This window comes from Klebsiella aerogenes, from assembly GCA_029027985.1.
GTDB classification, from domain to species: Bacteria; Pseudomonadota; Gammaproteobacteria; order Enterobacterales; family Enterobacteriaceae; genus Klebsiella; species Klebsiella aerogenes_A.
Genome location: CP119076.1, coordinates 1,027,626 through 1,052,093 on the forward strand (window position 1 = coordinate 1,027,626; position 24,468 = coordinate 1,052,093).

Sequence of the window (24,468 nt, forward strand, 5' to 3'; positions counted from 1 at the left end):
TAAAGACCACGCTCATGAGGTGAACTCGCTAAATAAGAGACATCCTTGTCTCTATTCTGACGTTATTGCTCTTGTGCGCAGGCCTGTACGGTATCCACTATCATCTGATAGCCCGTGCAACGGCACAGATTTCCAGCCAGACCCCGACGAATCTCCAGGATAGTGAGTGGAGCATTACGGGGTTTAGCCAGCATTGCTGTGGTTGCCATGATAAGCCCCGGCGTGCAGAAGCCGCATTGTACGGCCCCTGATGTTGCGTAAGCCTGCTGCACGGGGGACATTTTCCCATGGCATGATTCGCCTTCGAGTGTGCGAATATGTTTTTCCGCCGCCCAGGTGGCCAGATATAAACAGCTGTCAACGGCGGTACCGTTGATCAATACCGTACAGGCGCCGCATTCGCCTACGCAGCAACCTTGCTTTACGCTCAATAACCCCTGTTCGCGGAGCAATTCCGACAGCGGCATGCCAGGTGCGACTTCACTGTCAAATGGCATGCCGTTAATTGTACATGTCAGAGTGATTTTTTTAGCGCGAGTCATAACCATTTTCCTCCTGCCGCAATGACGGCTTCACTAATGACTTTTTTCGTCATGGTCTGAATGAGATGCAGGCGAAATTCTTTGCTGGCGCGCCAGGATGAACGCGGCGCCACGTCCTGTAAGACCGCTTCGCCAATCGACTCCAGCGTTGCTTGTGTTAAAGGTGCATTACACGCCGTTTGTTCGGCATGCGAGCAACGAACCGGCGTAGGCGCGGCAACGCCAAAAGCCAGACGCAATTCGCGAATGCCGCCAGCCTGCAGATGGCAATAGGCCGCGCAGCCAATGGTTGAAATATCCATTGCGTCGCGCATCGCGTATTTAAAATGCGCGCTGCCGGTATCAACATTTGGCTGAACGGGAAAATGAAACGCGGCGACAATTTCGTTATGTTCCAGCGCAACTTTCCCGGGGCCGGTATGAAAACCCTGAATGGGGGTAAACCGTATACCTGTTGGTGAATGGATCTCCAGCATGGCATCGTAAATGAGCGTCGGGGTTGCGGAATCCGCGCTGGTGGCACCGTTGCAAATGTTGCCGCCATAGGTGGCGACATTACGAATTTGCGGGCCAGCGATGGAGGCCGCTGCGGCGCATAATGCGGGAAGGTGTTGTCGCGTTAAGGGATGTTCGATCAACTCAGTAAAGGTGGTTGCGGAGCCAATACGTAAAGCCCCTTCCTGCGTGAAAGCGATACCGCGCAGTTCGGCCAGTTCGTGAATATCCACAATATGATGGTAGCGAGTGTTGTGGTGATGCAACTGAATTAGCACATCAGTACCGCCGGCAAGTAATTTTGTTTCCGGGTGGCTGGCCAGTAACGTGATGGCATCGGCGATGTTGGTGGCGCGATGATAGGTTGCTATATCAAACATAGTGTTATCCTTAAATCAGACCGGCCTGGTGAAACTCGTCAAATAACCGTTTAGGCGTCAACGGCAGCGTATTAATGGCGACGCCGGTTGCCATGCGGACGGCATTACGAATCGCGGCTGCGACGGGGATGATTGGCGGCTCTCCCAGTGATTTATGTCCATAAGCGGATTGGGGTTCCTGGGTTTCAACAAAAGCGCCTTCCAGATGCGGGAGATCCAGCATGGTTGGCATTTTGTAATCCAGTAAATTGGGGTTACGCACAATGCCGCTTTCGGCATCAATGATCATCTCTTCGAATAACGCCCAGCCGATACCCATGCCCATCCCGCCGTGTACCTGGCCTTCCGCCAGCATGGAATTGAGAATGCGGCCAGAATCGTGCATGTTGAGAATGCGATTGATAGTCACTTTGCACAGCGCAATATCTACGCTCAGATCGACAAAAGTGCAGCCAAAAGCAGGGGGGTTACTGGTGGTTTTTACTGAGCTTTCTGCCGACAGCTGGCCGCCGCGATCCATGTGATAAAACGCATCCATGGCCAAATCCTGCATTGACAGCAGTGGAGTATCCGGGCGATCGACAAAGACAACATTGCCGTTATTCATCGTCAGGCTCATGACGGACTGATGGAGCATCGCAGCGGCATGGACGAGGATCTTTTCTTTTAGCTGCAATGCGGCGCTACGCAGCGCTGGCGCGGCGACATAGCTTTGACGAGACGCAAATGCACCCGGATCAAACGGTGTGATATCCGTATCTTGTGTTGATATAACGTGAACATAACTCACCGGAACGCCAAGGGTTTCCGCCACCATCTGTGAAAAGACGGTATCTGCGCCCTGGCCGATTTCGGTTGCTCCGCTCTGTACGTTAATGGTGCCATCCTGGTTCATCAACAAGCGAGCCCCGGCGATTTCTACCCCGACCGGCCAGGTATTGGAGGTATAGCTGAAACAGGCTACGCCGACGCCCCGACGGATATTTCCCTGCTGATTTTGACAATCGGCGCGTCGTTTATCCCATTCAAACAGCGTGCGGCCTTTGCGCAGGCACTCCTGTAACCCGGCGCTGTAAATAGTTTTTCCGGTCAGTGGGTTTTTATCCCCTTCGATGGCGGCGTTATGCAGGCGAACATCCACAGGATCAAGCCCTAGCTCGGCAGCGGCGTCATCCAGCATAGATTCAACGGCAAAAACCACCTGTGGTGCGCCGTATCCGCGCATGGCGCCTGCCGATGGCAGGTTGGTGTAACAGGTTTTTGAGCGGTAGCCGAAGGCGCTGCGCGGATAGAGATAGGCGACTTTATTGCCCCCGGCGGAGGCGATAGAGTGGCCGTGTGAGGCGTAGGCGCCGGTATTTGAAAGTACGTCCAGGCTATATCCTTTTAACGTACCGTCGCGGTCAATCCCGAGCTGCCCGTTCAGCGTGAAGGCGTGCCGGGTCCGGGAGGCCAGGAAACACTCTTCGCGGCTTAACGACACTTTCACGGGAATACCGCCCAGTTTTGTGGTCAGAAACGCGGCCATTGGCTCTTCCAGAACGTCCTGTTTATTGCCAAAACCGCCGCCAATATAAGGTTTGATGATACGAACCTTTGACCAGGCGATCCCCAATGATTGGGCGACGACCCGACGGACGATATGAGGAATTTGCGTGCTGGAGACAATGGTGATGCGAGCTTCGTCTTCCATCCAGGCCAGGCTTGTCACGCCTTCCATGTGGCAATGCTGAATGACCGGTGTCTGGTAGTGCCCCTGTATTTGATAATCGGCCTGAGTAATGGCGTCTTGCACATTTCCGGTCGACATTTCGCTTTGGTTGAGCAGATTGCCGCCAGAATGAATGCTGACGGCGTCCGGGGAAAGGGCCGCTTCCGGTGTGGTGATGACCGCCAGAGGACGCCAGTCAACGTTGACTAACAGCGCGGCTTTTTCGGCGGTTAATTCATCTCTGGCGACGACGATAGCCACAGCATCGCCATGGTGGCGTGCGTGACGGGTTAGCAGGAGTCTGTCGGCAACATCACGTTTATTTTCATCGAGCGTCCACGCGTGGCCTGCGGTGGCGAAAGGAATATTGGGAACATCTTCCCAGGTAAATATCGCCAGTACGCCGGGTAAGTTTCTGGCTGCGGAGCAATCAATATGCTCGGCATAACCGTGTGCAATGGGGCTGCGAACATATTTCGCATAGCACGTGCCCGCCATCGTATAATCATCAGTATATCGCGCTTTCCCTGTGACTTTCGCGATAGCGTCGACGCGCATGCACGTATCGCCAGGCGCGGCCGTTTCCCGTGTTTTCATCTTCCACTCCTTGATATCAAGAAAATTCTTTTATTGCTAATAGATCAAACAGGCAAAAGTTACGCCAGTCGGCAAAAAACAATATTAGAGAGTGAAGAAATGTGATGGTCTTTATAAAAATAGTGTGAATAAGGGGTAGGCAGAGGGGCGTTTTCTCTTTTATGAAATATCATAATGATAAATATTTAATCATTATGAGATGATTTAATTATATGGTGGTGAAAGTAATAAGGGAAAATAGATAACAAACATAAATTCCGGTTGAAATATATATTTCTTATATTTTCAATAGTGAAAAATAGAGTAGCAATTTATGAAGAGCTGGGGGAGAGTCGGGCGATTTCAGGCTGCCCGACTCCCTTCTGCGACGTGATTACACCAGGCTTTTCAGGCGATAGATCCACTCCAACGCCTGACGCGGGCTCAGCGAATCCGGGTCAAGATTCTCCAGCGCTTCCAGCGCAGGTGACGTCTCTTCCGGCGCATTGAGCAGTGACATCTGCGTGCCGTCGACTTGTGTCGCCGCGGCATTTGGCGAAATGCTTTCCAGTTCGCGCAGTTTCTGCCGCGCGCGCTTGATCACCTCTTTCGGCACCCCTGCCAGCGCGGCGACCGCCAGACCATAGCTCTTGCTGGCCGCGCCGTCCTGCACGCTGTGCATAAAGGCGATGGTATCGCCGTGTTCCAGCGCATCAAGGTGGACGTTAGCCACGCCTTCCATTTTCTCCGGCAGTTGGGTGAGCTCGAAGTAGTGGGTGGCGAACAGGGTTAGCGCTTTGATTTTATTCGCCAGGTTCTCCGCGCAGGCCCATGCCAGCGACAGGCCGTCGTAGGTGGAAGTGCCGCGGCCAATCTCGTCCATCAACACCAGGCTATGTTCGGTAGCGTTATGCAGAATATTGGCGGTTTCGGTCATTTCAACCATGAAGGTCGAACGGCCACTCGCCAGATCGTCCGCCGCGCCGACGCGGGTAAAGATTCGGTCGATCGGGCCAATCTCTACTTTCTGCGCCGGTACATAGCTACCGATATAGGCCAACAGTGCAATCAGCGCAGTCTGGCGCATATAGGTACTTTTACCGCCCATGTTGGGACCGGTAATGATCAGCATGCGACGCTGCGGCGCCAGTTGTAGCGGGTTGGCGATAAACGGCTCTTTCAGCACCTGTTCCACCACCGGGTGGCGGCCTTCGGTAATACGAATGCCCGGCTTATCAATAAAGGTTGGGCAGCTGTAGTTCAGGGTCTCGGCGCGTTCCGCGAGATTCACCAGTACGTCCAGCTCGGCCAGCGCGTTGGCGCTGGCCTGCAGCTCGGCCAGATGCGGCAGCAGCATGTCGAACAGTTCATCATAGAGCTGTTTTTCCAGCGCCAGCGCCTTGCCCTTGGATGTCAGAACCTTATCTTCGTATTCCTTCAGTTCCGGAATAATGTAGCGCTCGGCGTTTTTCAGCGTCTGGCGGCGCACGTAGTGAATGGGCGCATGCTGACTCTGACCGCGGCTGATCTGGATATAGTAGCCGTGTACGGCGTTGTAGCCGACCTTCAGGGTATCCAGGCCCAGGCGCTCGCGTTCGCGGATTTCCAGTTTGTCGAGATAATCGGTCGCGCCATCGGCCAGCGCCCGCCACTCATCAAGTTCTTCGTTATAACCCGGCGCGATAACGCCGCCATCACGCACCAGTACCGGCGGCGCATCGATGACCGCGCGCTCCAGCAGCTCGCGCAGTTCGGTGAACTCGCCCATTTTCTCGCGCAGCTGTTGTACCGGCTGGCAGTTGACGTCGGCCAACTGCTCGCGCAGCAGCGGCAACTGCTGGAAGGCATGGCGCATGCGGGCTAAATCGCGCGGGCGGGCGGTACGCAGCGCCAGGCGCGCCAGAATACGTTCGAGATCGCCGACCTGGCGCAGCACCGGTTGCAGCTCGGTATAGCGCTCCTGTAATGCGCTGATGGTCTGCTGGCGCTCAACCAGCACGGTGGTGTCGCGTACCGGCATATGCAGCCAGCGCTTGAGCATACGGCTGCCCATCGGTGTGACCGTGCAGTCGAGTACCGAAGACAGCGTGTTGTCGACGCCGCCAGCGAGATTCTGAGTGATCTCCAGGTTGCGGCGGGTGGCGGCATCCATAATGATGCTGTCCTGCTGGCGTTCCATGGTGATGGAGCGGATATGCGGCAGCGAGGTGCGTTGCGTATCTTTGACGTACTGCAGCAGGCAGCCAGCGGCGCACAGGCCGCGCGGGGCGTTTTCCACGCCGAAGCCGACTAAATCGCGGGTGCCGAACTGCAGATTGAGCTGCTGGCGCGCAGTATCGATTTCAAATTCCCACAGCGGGCGACGGCGCAGGCCGCGGCGCCCTTCAATCAGCGAGGATTCGGCAAAGTCTTCTGCATACAGCAGTTCCGCCGGATTGGTACGCTGCAGCTCCGCCGCCATGGTTTCATGGTCGGCCGGTTCGCTTAGACGAAAACGCCCGGAGCTGATATCCAGCGTCGCGTAGCCGAAGCCTTTACTGTCCTGCCAGATGGCGGCTAGCAGGTTGTCCTGGCGCTCCTGCAACAGCGCTTCATCGCTGATGGTGCCTGGCGTGACGATGCGTACCACTTTACGTTCCACCGGCCCTTTGGTGGTGGCGGGATCGCCAATCTGTTCGCAAATTGCGACCGACTCCCCCTGATTTACCAGTTTCGCGAGATAGTTTTCCACCGCATGATGGGGGATACCGGCCATCGGAATCGGCTCACCCGCGGAAGCGCCGCGTTTGGTCAGCGAGATATCGAGCAACTGCGACGCACGTTTAGCGTCGTCATAAAACAGCTCGTAAAAGTCGCCCATTCGGTAAAACAGTAGGATCTCCGGATGCTGAGCCTTCAGCTTCAGATACTGCTGCATCATCGGGGTGTGGGCGTCTAAATTGTCGATTGTGCTCATAGGGTGTTATCCAGGTCCCTGATTTTTAATGGAGTGCGATTTTATTATTGTCGGCGTTATCGCATGAGGGAGACATGATAACGGAGATAGGCATTTGAGGGAAAGTGACGAAGTGAGCGTAGCGATCCGGATTCCAGCAAAGACGCGCGGCCATGCAATAGCGAGGCCGCGCGGGAAACTCAGGGCGCCAGATAGACCTGCGGGATAGCTTTTTCCGGATGCTGGCCCATTCTGACATCCGCGCCGTACCAGCGGCTGATGATCGGCTGTTGGATCACCTCCTGTGGCGTACCCTGCGCGACGACGTTACCCTGATGCAGCAGCAGGATTCGGTCAGCCCACAGCGCTGCGAGATTCAGGTCGTGCAGAACGACGCAGACATGTAACTGGCCGTCGGCGGTCAGCCGTTTGAGCAGGCGCAACAGATGCTGCTGATAATAGAGGTCCAGCGCCGAAGTGGGTTCGTCCAGAAACAACCACCCCTGCGGCGCGCCGTCGCGCCATAGTTGGGCGAGGCTGCGAGCCAACTGTACCCGCTGCTGTTCGCCGCCGGAAAGCGACGGGTAGCGTCTGCCGCGCAGATGATCGCAGCCGGTCTCCGTCATGACTTCGCGGATAATCTGCGGGTTTGCGGTCGTTTCCCACGGCGAGCGTCCCATGGCGATAACCGTTTCCACCGTCCAGTCAGCCTGCAGCTCAGTGCGCTGGAGCATCACCGCCCGACGGCGTGACAGCGCCTGCGGCAGCCAGTCCTCCAGGCGCTTACCTTCCAACTGACGTTCGCCATCGTCCGGGGCGAGAAAACCGGTGAGTAGCCGCAACAGGGTGGATTTGCCCGCGCCGTTAGGGCCGATAAGCGCGGTCATCTCGCCGCCGCGCAGCGTCAGCGAAACCTGGTCGATCACCTGGCGCTGGCCGAGCCGCAGCGATAGCGCTTGCGCCCGATAGCATTTATCCATTGATTCGTTTCTCCCGACGAAATATCAGCCACATGAACCACGGCGCGCCGAGCAGGCTGGTTAACAGGCCTACCGGCATCTCCGCGGGCGCGGCGACGGTGCGCGCCAGGGTATCGGCAATCAGCAGCAGAATCGCTCCCGCCAGTAATGAACCGGGGATCAGCCCGCGATGATCCGCCCCCAGCCACATGCGCATCAGATGCGGGACCACCAGGCCGATGAAGCCGATCACGCCGCTGATGGCGACCGCCGCCGCGACCAGTACCGCGCTGCACAACAGCAGCAGCCGCTGTAGCGCCCGCACGTTGACGCCGAGGTAGTGCGCCTCTTCATCGCCGAGCTGCAGCAGATTGAGGTATGACGCCATCCACCACACCGCGATCGCTGCCGGAATAATCAAGCTGGCCGCCACCAGCAGCGTCGGCCATTCGGCCTGGCCGAGGCTACCCATTCCCCATAATGAAAGCTGGCGCAGCTGAGCATCGTTGCTCAGCCAGGCCAGCACGCCGACCAGCGCGCCGCATAATGCGTTAATCGCGATCCCCACCAGCAGCAGCCGCGACAGCGAACCGTCGCCCGCCCGGCTGAGGATAAAAATCACCACCATCACCGCCAGGCTGCCGATGAACGCCGCCAGCATCGGCATATACAGGGCGATGAGCGCCGGTACCGACAGCGGCAGCACCAGCCAACAGGCCACCGCCAGCGCCGCGCCGCTGCTGATGCCAAGCAGCCCCGGATCGGCAAGCGGGTTGCGAAACAACCCCTGCATCACGCAGCCGGATAGCGCCAGCGCGGCCCCGACCAGCAGCGCCAGCAGGACTCGCGGCAGCCGGATCGTCAGCCAGATATGGCGCAGGATCTCATCGCCGGAGGGCAGCAGGTTGACCAGCGGTAGCCGCATCGCGCCGAGGGTGGTGGCGAACAGCGTCAGGGCGACCAATAGTAACGCCATTAACAGCAAATGACGGGCGAGGGTGGGGCGCATCAGGGCAGTTGCTCCGCTTTATCCCGCAGCTCGGTAACCGCCTGCGGCGTGCGCGGGCCGAAGCCGAGCAGAGCCATATCGTCGATCACCAGCAGCTGTTTATGGCGGCCCGCCGGGGTTTGCGCCAGTCCTGGCAGCTTCCATAACCCGGCTTCGCCACCCATTCCTTTGAGGCCATCGGCGGAGATCACCACCAGATCCGCCTGGCTGGCGGCTACCCCTTCCTGCGACATCGCGCGATAGTGGTCGAAACCCTGCATCGCGTTTTGCAACCCGGCGGCGCTAATCGCGCCATCGGCGGCGGTGTGTTGCCCGGCAACCATGGTATTCATCCCGCCATGGCTGAGGATAAATAGCACCCGTTTCGCGATAGGCTGCGTGGGAATGGCGGCGATTTGCTGACGTAGCTGCTGGCGCAATACGTCGCCCGCAGGCGTTTTGCCTAACGCCTCGGCGATAACGGCGATTTTGTTATCGATGGCGGCGAGGTTATCACCGCCCGGCACGTTGACGACCGTAACCTTACTGTCCTGCACCTTTTGCAGCACCAGCGATGGCTGCGCCTGCGCGCTGGCCAGTACCAGCTGCGGGCGTAAGGAGAGGATCCCTTCGGCATTCAACTGCCGCAGGTAGCCGACGTCCGGCAGCTTCTGCGCGGCGGCGGGCCAGGTGCTGGTGCTGTCTTTCGCCACCAGTTGCTGCCCGGCGTTCAGCGCGTAGACGATTTCAGTGACGTCGCCGCCGAGAGAGACAATCCGTTCGGCGGCCGCGCTAGCGAACAGCGGTAGAGCGGCAAGCAGTATTAACCCGCGTTTCATGCCGGTAGCCCTTCCGCGCACAGACGTGCCACCTGCGTACGCCACTGCGCTTGTTCCGGGTGACCCTCGCTGCGCTGGCCGTACAACTGGGCGATCTGCGTACCGTCTTTGGCAAACAGTTCGACGCTGGTGACGTGGCCATCGGAGGTCGGTTTGCGGGTCACCCAGACTTCATCAACGCTGTCTTCGCGCAGATGCAGGGTAAAGGCGCTATTGAAGATGTTGATCCAGCCGCGCATCGGCGCCAGCTTTTCCAGCGCGCCGGTGAAAATTTGCACGCAGCCGCGGTTGCCGACGAAAATCATGATTTCATTGCCGTCCTGGCGAACCGTTTCCAGCAGCCTTGGCAGCGCATGGTTGTCGATGTGGCAGGCGAGATCGTCGCTCACCAGGCGGAAGGCTTGCTGGCGGGAAAGATTGTGCTTACGCAGCAGGCCGAAGAACTGATGGACATCGGTCATCGCGCGCCACTCGTTTTCCAGCGCCGCGCCGTCGGCGGAGTCGGCGTATTTCACGTTATCGGCCGGGCGAACAGTCAGGGGGGCTGACGGCGCCTCGCTGAATCCGGCGACGAGTGTCTCCCAGGCCGCCATATCGGTTTGCCCGGTTGCGTAGACCTTCAGCAGCGCGTCGCCGTGCGGGTCGAAGAACTGAATGCTTTGGCGGCCATTATCGCTGAGATGGAAAACGCTGGACCACTGGCTGAGGAACAGGCGCAGATCGAGCGCACGCGGGTTAAGCACTAGCCCGGCGTGCCCGCTCAGGTGTTGATGGGTAAATTCGCCGACCTGTTCATGCACCGCGTACTCGTTACGGCAGATGCATTTGGTTTCGCCGACCTTCTCCAGGGCGGCGATAATCGCCCGCACGTCGTTGCTCAGGCGCACGGCATCGCGGCCAACGCGGGCGGCGGTCAACTCGGCCTCGCTAATCCCCATTTCAGCGGCGATGTCGCGGGCATATTTGGCGGTAGAACTGGCCTTAGTGGCCTGGTAGCGCTGCCACAGATCGTTGTGTGCGTTTTGCATAATTCATATCCTTCTCTACGATGAATATCCCCGGCCCGCGGGCCGGGGTGCAGGTTTGTTATTATTCGGGCGATCAGAAATCGATGTTCACGCCCAGTTGCCAGGTCCGTCCGGGCATCACCGCCAGCGCTTTATCGTTGGCATCCTGATTGGTGCTGGTCTCGATATTGCGGCTGCTCAGGTAATCCCAGTATTTGCGATCGGTGATGTTATATACCCCACCGTTGAGGCGAACGTTTTTCGCCACCTGCCAGTAAGCGGTCCAGTCCAGCATGCCGTAGCCCGGTACGCGCATATACTCAGTGCTGGAATCGGCGATGGCGGAGCCGGTGTTGTTATAGCTTTCTCGGCTGGTGGCGGTCGCCTGCTTCCCTTTGACGAAGGTGGCAGTCAGCGCGGTCCCGTAGCGTTTGGCCGGATCGTCCCACGCTACGCCGACAATCGCTTTCATCGGCGCGACGCTGTCGAGGTCGACGTATTTATCGCCGTAGTAGCTGGATTTCGATTTCCCTTCGCTATAGCCGTAGGCGAGGGTGGCACTGAGGCCATCCACCTGCTCAAACCACGTGCCGAAGTTAAATTTAGTGCTGATTTCACCGCCGTAGATATAGGCCTTATCGCGGTTTTCCGCCTGATAAATGGTGTAAATGTTCGACGGTACGTTGGCGAACTGGCCCGGATTGTTGGCGCGTGAATAACGCGTATAGGCGATGAAGTTCTTGTAGCTGTTGTAGAACAGCGCGGTACGCACGGTGATGCCTGTGGTGACTTCGCCCTTCATTCCCCATTCGATATTGTCACTGGTCTCGGTTTTCAGATCGTTGTTGCCGATAAGCGCGTACTGCTGGCTGCCGGCGTAGCTGGAACCCAAATTCCACGAGCCGTACAGTTGGCTGGCGTTCGGGAACTGCGCGCCGCGCTGGTACTGCAGATATGTCATCAGGCGCGGTGTAATATCGTACTGGAAGGTCAGTGACGGCAGCACTTGGGTGTCGCTGTTTTTACCATACAGATTCGCCACTGATGATTCGGTCAGTACGCTGCTGTTGGCGCTAAGATCGGACAAATCCTCCGGTTTGGTGGATTGATGCACCACGCGCACGCCGGGGATAATCGCGAAGTTGTGGTTATCAAGATCGAAGTTGATCTGATCCTGCACATAGCCGCCGAGGGTGTAGCTGCGGCTGTCTGCTTCCGGCTGCATAATCTCGCTGTAGACGCTCGGGGTCGGCGACTGGCTAAACGGCCGTTGGGTTTTCGTCGTGCTGGCGTTAAAACCGGCGCTCAGGTCGTGGCGGCCAATGCTTTTCGCCAGCGCGGTTTGCAGGCCCCAGGTATCGGTGTCGTAGTCAGAGCTCACCGTCTGCATGTTGCGGGTGACACTATCCGGCATCCAGGTCCAGTCGTGAGCTTCGGTATGCTGGTAGTAAACCTTGGTCGAGACGCTGTCGATGTAATCGTTCATCGGCGTCCAGTCATCTTTCAGGCTCAGCCCCCAGCGCCGCGTTTGGTTGGTCTGGTTGGCGGTGCCGATCACGCTGTTGCCGCTGGAGTCCCACGAGTCGAAGTGGCTGTGGTTGGTCTTATGGTAGTAGTCGAAAGTGCTGGTAAACTTGTGCTCGTCGTTCGGCTGCCAGATACCGGAGGTCATAAACGCGTCGGAGTGCCAGTTCGCCGGGTAGGCGTCAACGGTGCCGCTGTTGTTTCTGGTTTCCTGGCCATCGCGGCGGCTGTAGACGAAAATTCCGCGCAGCGTTTCATCGCCACCAGCGACGGTGACGCCGTTGTGCCAACTGCGGTCTGAAGAGTCGTAGCCGCTCTGGTAGCCGAAGGCGCTGGTTTTGCCCGGGCGCAGATAATCATCCGCCGATTTGGGGCGGAAAGAGACATTACCGCCGATTGAGCTGTTGGCCGTTTCGGTTGAGGTGGCGCCGGACTGAATATCGACGCTGCCGTACATGTAGGGATCGATATAATCACGGCCGATGCCGAAGGTGTTGAGACCGGAACGGCCGACGTAGCCACGGCCGGTGGCATTCGGTTGGGCGATGCCGTCAACGTCGATACCGACACGGTTGCTTTCGAGGCCGCGGATGTTGTAGCCGGTATAACCGCCGCGATCGAAGCCGCTTTTACCGTTACCGGAACCGCCGCTGGCGCCGGTAGCGCTGATGAGCGGTTCATAACGCATGATGGAACCGAAGTCTTTGGCGCCTTTATCCTGTAGTTCCTGAGCGCTTACCGCGTGCTCGCTGCCCGCTTTCAGTCGTGGAGCCGGAGCGGTGACCACCATCTGTTCCATGCTGTCGGCGTCGTTGGCGGCAGTGTTTGGTTGCGTCTCAGCCGCGATGGCGGCATTCTGCGCGATTGCTGTGAGCAAAGAAGTCACCAGCAGGCTTTTCTTGCGCCATGCTGCTGATTGAGTCGATTTGTACATTTGTAGCCACGCCTTGATAATTATTAGTATCGGCTCACGCGTTACTTCCAGAGTGCAGGTTGGTCCGTGATTTCCCTGGCGGACAGTGGTACTCCTGATTTATTAATTGCGAATGGTAATGATAGGTATTATCGTTTGCAACAAAATAATCATCTATTCTGCATTTTGTTTACATTTATTCAGACGAGAACAACCCAACATGAGTCATAAAGCGGCGATTACCATTACCTATTGTTCCCAGTGCAACTGGATGCTGCGCGCCAGCTGGATGGCTCAGGAACTACTGCATACCTTTAGCACCGACATTGCCTCGGTGACGCTGGTGCCGGGGACCGGCGGCATTTTTGTGGTGAACGTCGATGGTGTGCAAATCTGGGAACGTAAGCAGGATGGCGGTTTCCCGGACGCGGCCGAACTGAAAAGACGGGTGCGCGATGTCTGCTTCCCGGAAAAAGCGTTGGGGCATGTGGATAAACCGACTAATCCCGCATAACCCGCGGGGGAAAGTGGCTGCGTCCGGCTGTTTAAATGTGTATTATTAATGCATCTTTATTGGCGGGAGCAGGATAATGACGGGTAAACGCATCGATCGTGAAAAGAAGACGATCGGCAATATGATTAGGCTTTATCAGCGCCGCTGTTCGGATGCCCGCGATGATGGCGAGCATTACCTGGCGCTTAACGCCTACGCCGATAAACGCCTGGATAAGTGCGTATTTGGCGAAGAGAAACCGGCCTGCAAGCAGTGCCCAGTACACTGCTATCAACCGGCGAAGCGCGAAGAGATGAAGCAGATCATGCGCTGGGCTGGCCCGCGGATGCTCTGGCGTCACCCGATTCTGACCCTTCGCCACCTGATTGACGACAGACGGCCGGTGCCGGAACTGCCGGAAAAGTATCGTCCAAAAAAATAGCGGCCTTTTCCCGGCTTGCGCTGCGCTTAGCTGCCACCGGGGATCGCTGCTGAAGCCCGCTGTTTTTTACTATCACGGATTGTGCTTGCGACAAAGGCCAGCACAAACAGGGCGGTAAACAGCACCACGATGGTCGGCGCCGGGGCGCTATCGAGATAAAACGACAGCCAGACGCCCGCCAGCGAACATCCTGACGCGATCGCCGTTGCCAGCAGCAGCGCGCTGACAAAGCGCCGGGTCAGCAGCAGGGCGATAGCCCCGGGCGCAATCAGCAGCGAAATCGACAAAATAATCCCCACCGACTTAAGCGTCGCGACAATCGTCAGCGCGATCATGCACAACAGACCATAATGCAACAGCCCGCAGCGCAGGCCGCTGGCTTTGGCCTGGTTCGGGTCAAAAGCGTGCAGCAAAAAATCGCGCCATTTAAGGCCGATAATCAACGCAATGACCAAGGCAATCGCCGCCGTTTGCCCAATATCGCTGCCGGATATCCCCAACATATCGCCAAACAAGATGTGATCGAGATGGACCTCGGATTGAATCGCCACGTATAGCACCAGCCCCGCACCGAACATACCTGAGAAGACGATCCCCATGATGGTATCGCGCTTGATACGGCTGTTATCATCGAGAAAGCCGGTGGCGACGGCGCAGAACAACCCGGCAATAAACGCGCCGATGGCGAAGGGGATGCCGATAGTGTAGGCCAGCACTACTCCCGGAAAGACCGCGTGGCTCATGGCATCGCCCATCAGCGCCCAGCCTTTTAAGACCAAAAATACCGACAGCAGCGCGCAAGGGACGGCGACGATAACCGCCACCAACATGGCGTTAACCATAAACGGGAACTGTAACGGTTCGAGCAGCGTATTCAACAGCATGAGGCCTCCCTGGCGCGGCGGCGGTTGGCCAACAGGCCGTGTTTCGGCGCGAACACAAAGGTCGCTAAGAACAGCAGAGTTTGCGCCACCACAATGATGCCGCCGGTGGCGCCGTCAAGGTAGTAGCTTAGCCACGCGCCAAAGAAGCTGGTCAGGCTACCGATGGCGACAGCGATGGCCAGCAGGCGCGGGAAACGGTCGGTTAACAGCCATGCGGTCGCGCCGGGCGTCACCACCAGACAAATGACCAGAAACGCGCCGACAGTTTGCAGCGCCGCCACGGTACAGGCGGCCAGCAGGGTGAAGAACAGCAGCTTCAGGCCGTTGGTGTTGAGGCCAATTGAGCGGGCGTGGTTTTCGTCGAAGAAGGTGACCATCAGGTCTTTCCACTTCAGCAGTAGAATGGCCATCGATATAAAACCAATGGCCGCCAGTTGGATAATATCCTCCGGAGCGATAGCCAGAATATTGCCGAGAATAATGGTCTGGATATTCACTGATGTCGGGTTCAGCGACACCATAAACAGGCCGATGCCGAAGAACGAGGAGAAAATCAGGCCGATAATGGCATCCTCTTTCAGCCGCGATCGCTGGTTAAGAAACAGCATGCTACCCGCCGCCAGGCCGCCGGAGAGAAACGCGCCGAGCGCGAAGGGCAGGCCGAGCATGTAAGCGCCTGCGACGCCGGGGACAATTGAGTGGGAGAGGGCGTCGCCAATCAGCGACCAGCCTTTCAGCATCAGATAGCAGGAGAGAAAGGCGCAGACGCCGCCCACCAGCGCCGAAACCCACATCGCATTGAGCATATATTGATAGCCAAACGGCTCCAGCAGCCAACTCATTGTTGACCCCCCGCCGCACGGTGGCTGATAAACGGCCGCTCATCGTCGGTGATAATCCGATCTTCCGCGCCGGTCAGCTTGACGTGTCGCAGCACGCCGCTGAAAGCTAACTCCAGATTCTCGGCGGTGAAGGTGGTCTCTGTCGGACCGCTGGCCAGCACGGTGCCTTTCACCATCACCGTGTAATCGCAAAATTCGCTGACCGAGCCGAGGTTATGGGTGGAGACCAGCATAGTGCAACCCTCGTCACGCAACTCTCGCAGCAGGGCGATGATTCGCGCTTCGGTCTGCACATCGACGCCGGTAAAGGGTTCATCCAGCAGGATCACTTTGCCCTGCTGGGCGATGGCGCGGGCGAGAAACACCCGCTTTTTTTGCCCACCGGAGAGCTCGCCAATCTGCCGGTGTCGGTACTCGCTCATGCCGACGCGGGCCAGTGCGGCATCGACGATCTGGCGATCAAGAGGCTTCGCCCGGCGCAGCCAGCCCATATGGCCGTAGCGGCCCATCATCACCACATCCTCCACCAGTACCGGAAAGGACCAGTCCACCTCTTCAGATTGCGGCACGTAGGCGACCAGGTTCTGGCGCAGCGCGCGGTTGACCGGCTGGCCGAGAATGGCGATATCGCCGTGGCCGATGCGCACAAAACCCATCAGCGCTTTAAACAGCGTGGATTTACCGGAACCGTTGACGCCCACCAGCGCGGCGATCGAGCCGCGCGGTACGCGGAATGAAGCATCGCGCAGGGCGGTGTGGCCATTGCGATAGGTGACGGTGACCTGGTCGACAATCAGTCCGGCTTGCGGTTGGCTCATGGTTGTTTCCTCAGGCCATCGTTGATGCCTTTAATGATGGTTTCGGTGGTGACGCGCAGCAGGTCGAGATAGGTTGGCACCGGGCCGTCGGCGGCGCTCAGCGAGTCGACGTACAGCACGCCGCCGTAGTGGGCGCCAGCTTCGCGCGCTACCTGACGCGCCGGTTTATCGGAGATGGTGCTTTCGCTGAAGATGGTTGGGATGCGTTCTTTCTTCATGGTGTCGATGGTTTTACGCACCTGCTGCGGCGTGCCCTGTTGGTCGGCGTTAATCGGCCACAGGTAACGCTCCTGCAAACCGTTATCGCGCGCCAGGTAGGAGAAGGCACCTTCACTGGTGACCAACCAGCGTTTGTCTTGCGGCAGTTTCGCCAGTTCAGCCTTCAGCGGCGCCATGGTCTGACGGATTTTCTCTTTGTAGGTTTCGGCGTTGCGGCGATAGGTGTCGGCGTTGGCGGGATCGTATTTGACCAGCGCATCGCGAATATTATCAACGTAGATCAGCGCATTATCCGCCGACATCCACGCGTGCGGGTTGGGTTTGCCGTTATAGGGGCCATCGCTGATGCCCATCGGCTGGATACCGTCGCTAACCACCACTTCCGGTACGCCGTTCAGGTGCTGGTAAAAGCGGGCAAACCACAGTTCGAGATTCAGGCCGTTGGCGAGAATGAGCCTGGCGCCCTGCGCGCGTTTAATATCGCCCGGCGTCGGTTGGTATTCGTGAATTTCCGCGCCTGGCTTGGTGATTGAGCTAACCTCGGCGGCATCGCCAGCAACGTTCTGCGCCATATCAGCGATGACGGTAAAGGTGGTAATCACTTTGAATTTTTCCTGGGCCTGGGCTGGCGCAATGGCGAGCAGCGCCAGGGCGGCGGAGAACAACAGGTGCTTGAACGGCGGCAGATGCGGCATAGGATCCCTCACGGTGTTGCGATTAATTTATCATCGTTTATAGCCTTTGCTATGTTATATAGCATAAGCTATTAACAAATGAAAATAATTCTTATTTAGATGTTGGGGCAATAATGAGGGTGAAAAGCGATTTGCGAGGGGGAGAAAGTTAACGACAAAAGGACGGGTAGCCCGGATAAGGCATTTGCCGCCATCCGGGACAAAGAAGAGCGATTACGCGCGGGTGGCGATGAGAATGGCGGAAGCTTTGATCAGCGCGATCACGCGGCTGCCCTGCGCCAGCTTCATCTCTTCCTGGCTTTCGTTGGTCACCACGGCAATGATTTCAAAACCGGCGTCGGTTTTCACATGCACGGTCGCGTTGACTGCCCCTTCGGTAACGCGGCTGACGCTGCCAGCGAACTGGTTGCGCGCCGAGAATTTCAGGCCGCAATCTTCGGTTGCCAGGGTCACCCACGGCGCTTTAATCAGCGCGATGGCTTCTTTACCTGTCGCCAGGCCCAGCGCTTCCTTGCTGCTGTGGGTGACAATCGCCACCAGTTTCGCGCCACCGGCTAAGGTCAGTTCAATTTCATCATTCACCGCCCCGGTTGCGACTGCGTTGACCTTGCCAGTGAGTTGGTTACGTGCTGATACCGCCATAAAAATCTCCTTCCGTGACTGATTGAGGTATATACCGTATTTATACTATCTCATCTTTATTAATGCCTAACCTTTTCATTCGCGACAGCAATGTTGTGCGCTTCAGCCCCAGGCGCTGGGCGGCGCCTTTTGGCCCGGCGACCACGCCATTGCTCTCTTTCAATACCCGGACTATCAGCTGATATTCATCTTCGCCTTCTTCCGGCAGGACTTCCGGGGCCAGCGTTTCCTGCTCGATATGTATTTCCGGCAGCGATAATTGCAGCACGTTGCCGCGGGTTAGTAGCACCGCGCGTTCGACGACGTTTTCCAGTTCGCGCACGTTACCCGGCCACTCCATGCGCGAAAGGGTGCGCAGGGTTTCCGCCGGGATACTATCTATATTGCGCCCGAGACGACGGGCGATCTTGAAGGTGAACGCTTTCGCCAGCAGCGGAATATCGTCCGGCCGTTCGCGCAGCGGCGGCAGGTGGATGGGAAAGACGTTGAGTCGATAGTAGAGATCGCTGCGAAATTCACGATCGATAACCATCTGCTTGAGATCGCGATTGGTGGCGGCGATCAGCCGCACATCGGTCTGAATCAGTTTGTTGCTGCCCAGGCGTTCAAACTCCTGCTCCTGCAGGACGCGCAGCAGCTTCGGCTGTAGCTCCAGCGGCATATCGCCGACCTCATCGAGGAACAGCGAGCTTTTATCCGCCAGTTCGAAACGGCCGATGCGCTGGGCGCTGGCGCCGGTAAAGGCGCCGCGCTCGTGGCCGAATAGATCGCTTTCCAGTAGGCCAGCGGGCATCGCCGCGCAGTTCATTTTGACCATCCGCCGGCTATTACGCTCGCTCAGATTGTGAATCGCGCGGGCAATCAGTTCTTTACCGGTGCCGGTTTCCCCAAGGATCAGCACCGTGCTGTCGCTCTGTGCCACCATTTCCACCTGCTGGAGCACGCTGTGCATCGCTTCGCTACGGCCAATGATTTCGCCGAATTCGCTCTCGACGTTATTGAGCTGCTCGGTCAGCGCCAGATTCTCATCGACCAGCCGTTCCTTCAGGCGTTGAATTTCGCGATAGGCGAGGGCGTTATCGACGGCGATCGACACACGTTCGGCAATTTGCCGCAGCAGTTTGAGGTTGGTGGTGGTGAACACCTGCTCATCGCACTGCGCCAGCTTCAACACCCCGAGCAGAGTGTTGCCGGACATCAGCGGCAGCAGGCACAGGGTCTGGATCTGATTATCCCACATCTCAAAGAGCATTTTTTCATACGGCGCCAGCGAGTCGTGCTCGTGCAGATTCAGCAGCAGCATCTCTTTGCTTTTAAACACCCGCTCGGTTAGGGTGCCAGCTTCATCGACTTCGTTCTGGTCATGCACCGGATGGCTGGCGTCGAGATAGTGGGTGGAGTAGATGTTGAGCTTACCTTTGCGGTTGCTGCGCAGCACCACGCTGATGGCATCGATGCGGAAATAGCGGTGGATCTCTTTCGCCACCTCGCTGACCAGCTCGTCGATATCAAGTCGTGACAACACGGCATTGGTGATAGCGACCAGAATACGGAAGTTGTCGCGCTCGTGACACAGCAGATCGTAATCGACGTTGTTGTTAACCCGGCTTTGGATCTGCTCGGTGACGACCGCGACAATCTGCGTGAAGGTGTGCAGACGCTGGTACTCTTTTTCGCTCCACGGCTGGTGGTTGTCGCGGATAAATTCGCAACCGCCGAAGATCCGTCCTTCCGCCGCCAGCGGCAGTAGGCAGTAGTCGCCGAAGGTAGGATAAAGACCGCTTTTGGCTAGCTGCGGCCAGGTTTCGGCGAAGGTCGCATTATCGCAGTACAGCGCGTCGGGGCGTGACAGCAGGCGGCGTACCGGGCCATGGGCCAGCACGGTTTCATCTTCGTAGCTCGCTGGCTTCCCGGCGTCGTCGCAGGCATACCTGGCGGCGCGATGGTTGCTGTGGTTCCACAAGATAATCGCCGCCCGGTCGGCGAGTGCGGATTGCTGCACCAGGCGGGTCAGCGTTTCACTCAGCGCGGCCAGATCGGGCTGCTGTAATAAAATACGGGTGATATCGAACAAACCCTGCTGCCCGAGATCGCCCATTGGTGTATACGACATTGCCTGAGTCCAAAAAGCGCCGCCACGCGGCGCGGAATAAAGAAATGAGCCAAATAATAGTATGGTAATAAAACGCTTATTGCCGCCGATAGCCCGGATAAGGCGTTAGCCGCTATCCGGGGACCCGTCTCCCGCTAACAAATCCTCGGCAACGGCTCGGCGTGGGGCAGGTCAAGCGTGCGCTTCACGCCATATAAGCCAACGGCACGCACGCCGGTACGTTCGACGACTTCGCCGATTATCGCCGCATCGCGCCCCAGCGGGTGCGAGCGTAAATGCGCAAGAGTCGATTCCACCGCCTCGCGGGCGACGGCGATCACCAGCTTGCCTTCATTGGCGAAATTCAGCGCGTCCAGTCCGAGCAGCTCGCACACGCCGCGCACCGTATCGCTGATCGGCAGCTTCGCTTCATGCAGCTCGATGCCGCAGCCACTGGCGGCGGCATATTCGTGGGCTACCGCGTTGACGCCGCCGCGGGTGGCGTCGCGCAGGGCTTTGATGCCCGGTGCGTTGCGCAGGGTCTGAATCAGCGGCGTCAGCACGGCGCAGTCGCTGGACAGCGCGCCGTCCAACCCCAGCTGCTCGCGTAGGTTAAGGATAGTGGCGCCGTGATCGCCGAGCGTGCCGCTGACCAGCAGCATATCGCCGACGCGGATCTGCTGCGCGCCCCAGCGGATCTCCGCCGGAATCGCGCCAATCCCGGCGGTATTGATAAACAGTTTATCCGCCGCCCCGCGCGGCACCACTTTGGTATCGCCAGTCACGATGGCAATACCCGCGGCCTGCGCGGTCTGCGCCATGCTGCGCACCACCGCTTCCAGCGTGGTCATCGCCAGCCCTTCTTCGAGGATAAATCCGCAGGAGAGATAGCGCGGCAGCGCGCCGCTGACCGCGACGTCGTTAGCGGTGCCGCACACCGCCAGCTTGCCGATATCGCCGCCGGGGAAGAACAGCGGGTCAATCACGTAGCTGTCCGTTGAGAAGGCGAGACGGTCACCGTGGGCGGCAAGCCCGGCGAGATCTACACGCGCCTGGTCTTCCTGCTCTGCCAGCCAGGGGTTGGCGAAGGCCTGCATAAACAGGTCGCCAATCAGCTGCTGCATCGCCTGACCGCCGCTACCGTGGGCTAACTGGATGCTTTTCATGCTTCATTTTCCTGACTGCGATATTGATACCAGGCGGCGCAGGCGCCTTCTGAGGAGACCATCAGCGCGCCAAAGGCGCTTTGCGGGTTGCAGACGCGGCCAAACAGCGGACACTGATGCGGTTTACAGCGCCCGGTCAGCACTTCGCCGCAGCGGGCGCGCGGGTCATCGCAAACGCGCTGCGGCGCCGGGCGAAAACGGGCCTCGGCGTCGAAGCGTTGATAGTCAGGCGTCAGGTGGACGCCGGAGTCGTTGATCACGCCGAGTCCACGCCACTCGCTATCGCCGCTCAGGCAGAACACTTCGGCAATTGCCGCCTGCGCCAGCGCGTTACCGGTATCCGGCACGACCCGACGATACTGATTTTCGACCTGACTGTGCTGCGCTATTTTCTGCTCAACCAGCATGGTCACGCCTTGCAGTAGATCAAGTGGTTCGAATCCAGCCACCACTAATGGGCGATGATAGTCGCTGGCGATGAAGCCGTAGGCGTCGGTGCCAATCACCATGCTGACGTGGCCGGGGGCGAGAAACGCGTCGATGCCGTTGTCCGGTTGATCCAACAGGCTGCGCAGCGTCGGCAGTAGGGTGATGTGCTGACAGAAGAAATAGAAGTTGGCGGCGTTACATTCGCGGGCCTGGCGCAGAGTCAGCGCGGTGGCGGGCATGGTGGTTTCAAAGCCGAGCCCGAAGAACACCACTTCGCGCTGCGGGTTCTGCTGCGCCAACCGCAGGGCGTCCATCGGCGAGTAAACGATGCGCACATCGGCGCCGCGGCTTTTGGCCTGCAGCAGCGAACCGTTTTTCCCCGGCACGCGCATCGCATCGCCGAAGGTGCAAAAAATCACCTCCGGGCGGCTGGCGATGTCGATACAGGCATCGATACGGCCCATTGGCAGGACGCAGACCGGGCAGCCGGGGCCGTGAATAAATTCGATGTTTTTCGGCAGCAACTGGTCGAGGCCGAATTTAAAGATAGCGTGGGTATGGCCGCCGCAGACCTCCATCATCCGTAGCGGACGGGCTTCGCTGTAGTCCAGTCGTTTGGCGCGCTGCCGCAGGTGCTTAACCAGCTGCAGCACCTGTTCCGGCGCGCGATATTCATCAACAAACCGCATTATCGCTCCTCGCCGTACAGCAATGCGCCGACGTCCGGCTCGACGTCGAACATATTTTGCAGCGCCTCAAGGGTATCGCGCGCTTCGGCTTCGTTAATGATGCTCATGGCGAACCCAACGTGTACCAGCACCCACTGGCCGAGGCGCGATTGCCCCTGCTCATCAACCGTGCCGACCAGCGTCAGGTCGACTTCACGCTGGATACCGCAGACTTCGACCTTCGCCAGCATGCCGTCAATCGCGCGGATTTGCCCCGGAATGCCTATGCACATTGCTGTGTCCCCAACCAGTTGAGCCACTGGTCCATGCCTTCGCCGCTGGTGGCGGAGAGCAGCATGATCTCAATATGCGGATTGACTTCCCGTGCGTAAGCGAGACATTTCTCGACATCAAAATCGAGATACGGCAGCAGGTCGACCTTATTGAGCAGCATCAGGCTGGCGGCAGCGAACATATGCGGGTACTTCAGCGGCTTATCTTCGCCTTCGGTCACCGACAGCACCGCCACTTTGTGGCGTTCGCCAAGGTCGAAGCTCGCCGGGCACACCAGGTTGCCAACGTTTTCGATAAACAGGATCCCGTGGTCAGCCAGCGGCAGACGCGGGGCTGCGTCGGCTATCATCTGCGCGTCGAGATGGCAGCCTTTGCCGGTATTGACCTGAATCGCCGGTGTGCCGGTGGCGCGGATGCGCGCGGCGTCGTTGATTGTCTGCTGATCGCCTTCAATCACCGCGCAGTCGGCGATGCCTTTCAGGCGCATGAGGGTTTCGCTCAACAGGGTGGTTTTACCGGAGCCAGGGCTGGACACCAGGTTGAGTACCAGCTGATTTTTCGCCGCAAAACGCGCGCGGTTGCGTGCCGCCAGACGGTTATTTTTATCCAGCACGTCAAGTTCCACTTCCAGCATCCGCCGCTGGCTTTGCCCTGGCGCGTGGGTGCCCGCTGCGCCATGGCCGTAATGCAGGTCGCCTTCCGCGCTGCGGGCCGGGGCGAAGTTATCGATTTGTACCCCGGTAATGGTCATGGTCTGGCGCGGGGCGGGCGCGAAGGGGGCGCTACGAAACGCCGAGTGCGGGTTGCGCTCGTCGCCCTCTATATAAAGGTTGCCTTCACCACAACCGCATGTCGTACACATATGTCACTCCTGAATGACTTCTATTCGCTGAATTTGTAAGCCGTCGTCCGCCACGATCTGCAACTGGTCGTTATCGCAGTGCGGGCAGCGGCGTACGTGCTGCGAGATGAGATGCACATACTGCTGACAGCGTTCACACCAGCATTCAGCCTGTTGCTCGGCAATGTGCAGCGCGCAGCCTTCCGCTAGCGTGCCGCGACACACCAGTTCAAAGCAGAAGGCGAGAGCGCTGGCCTCCACGCAGGAAAACGCGCCGACCTTCAGCCACACGCCGGTGACCCGGCGCGCGCCGCTTTGCTGCGCCTGTTGCTCAATGATTTCCAGCGCCCGCTGGCTAAGCGTGATTTCGTGCATGTTCGCCTCCGTTAATACGATGCCTGCCATATGCAATAACAATGCCAGGAGAACCTACATGGCGGCGGAACTGTCGATGACGACGACGCGCGGCTGTCATCGACATGTCGCGACATCGCGAACATTCTTAATAACCTGTTTAAATTCAATATGATGATTTTTGGCATGGAAAATGCTTAACCGCTGCATCTCATGTAACGGGAGGATCCGGGATGACCATTTGGGAATTAAGTGAAAAGGCGGATTACATCGCCGATCGTCACCGCCAGCATCAGGAGCAGTGGCACACCTACTGCAATTCGCTGGTTCAGGGCATCACCCTGTCGAAGGCGCGTTTGCATCACGCGATGAGCTGCGCGCCGGACAAAGAATTGTGCTTTGTGCTGTTCGGCCACTTTCAGGTGTATGTCGCGCTGGCGGAAGGCTTCAACAGCCATACCATCGAGTACTACGTCGAAAGTAAAACCGGCGATGACAGACGGCTGATCGCCCAGGCGACGCTGGACGCCGAAGGGATGATTGACGGGCGTATCAGCAACCGCTCCCGCGAAGCGGTGCTGGAACACTACCTGGCGATTATCGCCACCGTGTATGACCGTCTGTACGAGGCCATGGAGCACGACCAGCCAGTGGATTTAAGCCATCTGGCGCAGGTCCACGCATTGTGAGGTGTCGACACGTGTCGAAACCGACACCTGC

General features: G+C 58.2%; 23 protein-coding genes. 3 read left to right on the top strand and 20 right to left on the bottom strand.

Features of this window, described 5'->3' with window-relative positions; genetic code table 11:
• Positions 1-62: 62 nt before the first annotated feature.
• From xdhC to PYR66_04985, 9 genes are all read right to left on the bottom strand, one after another.
• Positions 63-542 carry a xanthine dehydrogenase iron sulfur-binding subunit XdhC gene (xdhC, locus tag PYR66_04945; protein ID WEF29081.1) on the bottom strand — a complete coding sequence of 160 codons (480 nt, stop codon included), beginning with the start codon at positions 540-542 and terminating at the stop codon, positions 63-65.
• Entirely contained in the window at positions 539-1,417 is an 879-nt protein-coding gene (gene xdhB, locus PYR66_04950) for a xanthine dehydrogenase FAD-binding subunit XdhB (GenBank protein ID WEF29082.1), read from the bottom strand. The genes xdhC and xdhB overlap by 4 nt, the downstream gene beginning before the upstream one ends.
• Positions 1,418-1,427: 10 nt before the next feature.
• Positions 1,428-3,725: a xanthine dehydrogenase molybdenum-binding subunit XdhA gene (gene xdhA, locus PYR66_04955; GenBank protein ID WEF29083.1), complete on the bottom strand. Its 2,298-nt coding sequence runs from the start codon at positions 3,723-3,725 to the stop codon at positions 1,428-1,430.
• Between the two features lie 373 nt (positions 3,726-4,098).
• Positions 4,099-6,660 (bottom strand): DNA mismatch repair protein MutS, encoded by a 2,562-nt coding sequence (mutS, locus tag PYR66_04960; GenBank protein ID WEF29084.1) that lies wholly within the window; start codon positions 6,658-6,660, stop codon positions 4,099-4,101.
• A gap of 179 nt (positions 6,661-6,839) precedes the next feature.
• Positions 6,840-7,619, bottom strand: a complete 780-nt coding sequence (locus PYR66_04965) for a heme ABC transporter ATP-binding protein (protein ID WEF29085.1) — start codon at positions 7,617-7,619, stop codon at positions 6,840-6,842.
• Positions 7,612-8,607 carry an iron ABC transporter permease gene (locus PYR66_04970; GenBank protein ID WEF29086.1) on the bottom strand — a complete coding sequence of 332 codons (996 nt, stop codon included), beginning with the start codon at positions 8,605-8,607 and terminating at the stop codon, positions 7,612-7,614. The genes PYR66_04965 and PYR66_04970 overlap by 8 nt, the downstream gene beginning before the upstream one ends.
• A complete protein-coding gene (locus tag PYR66_04975; protein ID WEF29087.1) occupies positions 8,607-9,425 on the bottom strand; it encodes a hemin ABC transporter substrate-binding protein in 819 nt (272 codons plus the stop codon). The genes PYR66_04970 and PYR66_04975 overlap by 1 nt, the downstream gene beginning before the upstream one ends.
• Complete coding sequence (locus PYR66_04980; GenBank protein ID WEF29088.1) at positions 9,422-10,453, bottom strand: hemin-degrading factor; 1,032 nt, start codon at positions 10,451-10,453, stop codon at positions 9,422-9,424. Before PYR66_04980 ends, PYR66_04975 begins: the two co-directional genes overlap by 4 nt.
• A 73-nt stretch (positions 10,454-10,526) precedes the next feature.
• Complete coding sequence (locus tag PYR66_04985; protein ID WEF29089.1) at positions 10,527-12,890, bottom strand: TonB-dependent receptor; 2,364 nt, start codon at positions 12,888-12,890, stop codon at positions 10,527-10,529.
• Positions 12,891-13,089: 199 nt separating this feature from the next.
• Between PYR66_04985 and PYR66_04990 the strand changes: the two genes are divergently transcribed.
• The gene (locus tag PYR66_04990) at positions 13,090-13,383 is read left to right on the top strand and encodes a SelT/SelW/SelH family protein (protein ID WEF29090.1); all 294 of its coding nucleotides are present in this window, start codon (positions 13,090-13,092) and stop codon (positions 13,381-13,383) included.
• A gap of 76 nt (positions 13,384-13,459) precedes the next feature.
• Positions 13,460-13,804 carry a nitrous oxide-stimulated promoter family protein gene (locus PYR66_04995; protein ID WEF29091.1) on the top strand — a complete coding sequence of 115 codons (345 nt, stop codon included), beginning with the start codon at positions 13,460-13,462 and terminating at the stop codon, positions 13,802-13,804.
• A 26-nt stretch (positions 13,805-13,830) separates the two neighbouring features.
• On the opposite strand, the gene PYR66_05000 is transcribed toward PYR66_04995, so the two are convergent.
• The 11 genes from PYR66_05000 to hypA form a co-directional block, all read right to left on the bottom strand.
• Positions 13,831-14,685 carry a metal ABC transporter permease gene (locus tag PYR66_05000; GenBank protein WEF30358.1) on the bottom strand — a complete coding sequence of 285 codons (855 nt, stop codon included), beginning with the start codon at positions 14,683-14,685 and terminating at the stop codon, positions 13,831-13,833.
• Positions 14,679-15,530 (bottom strand): iron/manganese ABC transporter permease subunit SitC, encoded by an 852-nt coding sequence (gene sitC, locus PYR66_05005; GenBank protein WEF29092.1) that lies wholly within the window; start codon positions 15,528-15,530, stop codon positions 14,679-14,681. The genes PYR66_05000 and sitC overlap by 7 nt, the downstream gene beginning before the upstream one ends.
• Positions 15,527-16,348 (bottom strand): manganese/iron ABC transporter ATP-binding protein, encoded by an 822-nt coding sequence (locus PYR66_05010; GenBank protein ID WEF29093.1) that lies wholly within the window; start codon positions 16,346-16,348, stop codon positions 15,527-15,529. Before PYR66_05010 ends, sitC begins: the two co-directional genes overlap by 4 nt.
• Positions 16,345-17,262 carry a metal ABC transporter substrate-binding protein gene (locus tag PYR66_05015; GenBank protein ID WEF29094.1) on the bottom strand — a complete coding sequence of 306 codons (918 nt, stop codon included), beginning with the start codon at positions 17,260-17,262 and terminating at the stop codon, positions 16,345-16,347. Before PYR66_05015 ends, PYR66_05010 begins: the two co-directional genes overlap by 4 nt.
• 213 nt (positions 17,263-17,475) lie before the next feature.
• Positions 17,476-17,904 carry a TOBE domain-containing protein gene (locus PYR66_05020; protein ID WEF29095.1) on the bottom strand — a complete coding sequence of 143 codons (429 nt, stop codon included), beginning with the start codon at positions 17,902-17,904 and terminating at the stop codon, positions 17,476-17,478.
• A 40-nt stretch (positions 17,905-17,944) separates the two neighbouring features.
• Positions 17,945-20,017, bottom strand: a complete 2,073-nt coding sequence (gene flhA / locus PYR66_05025) for a formate hydrogenlyase transcriptional activator FlhA (GenBank protein ID WEF29096.1) — start codon at positions 20,015-20,017, stop codon at positions 17,945-17,947.
• Between the two features lie 134 nt (positions 20,018-20,151).
• Positions 20,152-21,162, bottom strand: coding sequence for a hydrogenase expression/formation protein HypE (hypE, locus tag PYR66_05030; protein ID WEF29097.1), 1,011 nt, complete (start codon positions 21,160-21,162; stop codon positions 20,152-20,154).
• Positions 21,159-22,280, bottom strand: coding sequence for a hydrogenase formation protein HypD (hypD, locus tag PYR66_05035; protein ID WEF29098.1), 1,122 nt, complete (start codon positions 22,278-22,280; stop codon positions 21,159-21,161). Before hypD ends, hypE begins: the two co-directional genes overlap by 4 nt.
• Entirely contained in the window at positions 22,280-22,552 is a 273-nt protein-coding gene (locus tag PYR66_05040) for a HypC/HybG/HupF family hydrogenase formation chaperone (protein WEF29099.1), read from the bottom strand. The genes hypD and PYR66_05040 overlap by 1 nt, the downstream gene beginning before the upstream one ends.
• Entirely contained in the window at positions 22,543-23,415 is an 873-nt protein-coding gene (gene hypB, locus PYR66_05045) for a hydrogenase nickel incorporation protein HypB (protein ID WEF29100.1), read from the bottom strand. Before hypB ends, PYR66_05040 begins: the two co-directional genes overlap by 10 nt.
• Before the next feature lie 3 nt (positions 23,416-23,418).
• On the bottom strand, positions 23,419-23,769 hold the full coding sequence (gene hypA, locus PYR66_05050; protein WEF29101.1) for a hydrogenase maturation nickel metallochaperone HypA: 351 nt from the start codon (positions 23,767-23,769) through the stop codon (positions 23,419-23,421).
• 212 nt (positions 23,770-23,981) lie between these two features.
• Between hypA and hycA the strand changes: the two genes are divergently transcribed.
• Positions 23,982-24,437, top strand: coding sequence for a formate hydrogenlyase regulator HycA (gene hycA, locus PYR66_05055; GenBank protein WEF29102.1), 456 nt, complete (start codon positions 23,982-23,984; stop codon positions 24,435-24,437).
• Positions 24,438-24,468 lie beyond the last annotated feature (31 nt).

Coding starts and splice junctions, on each gene's coding strand:
- xdhC (WEF29081.1), bottom strand. CDS start 542: ATGACTCGCGCTAAAAAAATCACTCTGACATGTACAATTAACGGCATG.
- xdhB (WEF29082.1), bottom strand. CDS start 1,417: ATGTTTGATATAGCAACCTATCATCGCGCCACCAACATCGCCGATGCC.
- xdhA (WEF29083.1), bottom strand. CDS start 3,725: ATGAAAACACGGGAAACGGCCGCGCCTGGCGATACGTGCATGCGCGTC.
- mutS (WEF29084.1), bottom strand. CDS start 6,660: ATGAGCACAATCGACAATTTAGACGCCCACACCCCGATGATGCAGCAG.
- PYR66_04965 (WEF29085.1), bottom strand. CDS start 7,619: ATGGATAAATGCTATCGGGCGCAAGCGCTATCGCTGCGGCTCGGCCAG.
- PYR66_04970 (WEF29086.1), bottom strand. CDS start 8,607: ATGCGCCCCACCCTCGCCCGTCATTTGCTGTTAATGGCGTTACTATTG.
- PYR66_04975 (WEF29087.1), bottom strand. CDS start 9,425: ATGAAACGCGGGTTAATACTGCTTGCCGCTCTACCGCTGTTCGCTAGC.
- PYR66_04980 (WEF29088.1), bottom strand. CDS start 10,453: ATGCAAAACGCACACAACGATCTGTGGCAGCGCTACCAGGCCACTAAG.
- PYR66_04985 (WEF29089.1), bottom strand. CDS start 12,890: ATGTACAAATCGACTCAATCAGCAGCATGGCGCAAGAAAAGCCTGCTG.
- PYR66_04990 (WEF29090.1), top strand. CDS start 13,090: ATGAGTCATAAAGCGGCGATTACCATTACCTATTGTTCCCAGTGCAAC.
- PYR66_04995 (WEF29091.1), top strand. CDS start 13,460: ATGACGGGTAAACGCATCGATCGTGAAAAGAAGACGATCGGCAATATG.
- sitC (WEF29092.1), bottom strand. CDS start 15,530: ATGAGTTGGCTGCTGGAGCCGTTTGGCTATCAATATATGCTCAATGCG.
- PYR66_05010 (WEF29093.1), bottom strand. CDS start 16,348: ATGAGCCAACCGCAAGCCGGACTGATTGTCGACCAGGTCACCGTCACC.
- PYR66_05015 (WEF29094.1), bottom strand. CDS start 17,262: ATGCCGCATCTGCCGCCGTTCAAGCACCTGTTGTTCTCCGCCGCCCTG.
- PYR66_05020 (WEF29095.1), bottom strand. CDS start 17,904: ATGGCGGTATCAGCACGTAACCAACTCACTGGCAAGGTCAACGCAGTC.
- flhA (WEF29096.1), bottom strand. CDS start 20,017: ATGTCGTATACACCAATGGGCGATCTCGGGCAGCAGGGTTTGTTCGAT.
- hypE (WEF29097.1), bottom strand. CDS start 21,162: ATGAAAAGCATCCAGTTAGCCCACGGTAGCGGCGGTCAGGCGATGCAG.
- hypD (WEF29098.1), bottom strand. CDS start 22,280: ATGCGGTTTGTTGATGAATATCGCGCGCCGGAACAGGTGCTGCAGCTG.
- PYR66_05040 (WEF29099.1), bottom strand. CDS start 22,552: ATGTGCATAGGCATTCCGGGGCAAATCCGCGCGATTGACGGCATGCTG.
- hypB (WEF29100.1), bottom strand. CDS start 23,415: ATGTGTACGACATGCGGTTGTGGTGAAGGCAACCTTTATATAGAGGGC.
- hypA (WEF29101.1), bottom strand. CDS start 23,769: ATGCACGAAATCACGCTTAGCCAGCGGGCGCTGGAAATCATTGAGCAA.
- hycA (WEF29102.1), top strand. CDS start 23,982: ATGACCATTTGGGAATTAAGTGAAAAGGCGGATTACATCGCCGATCGT.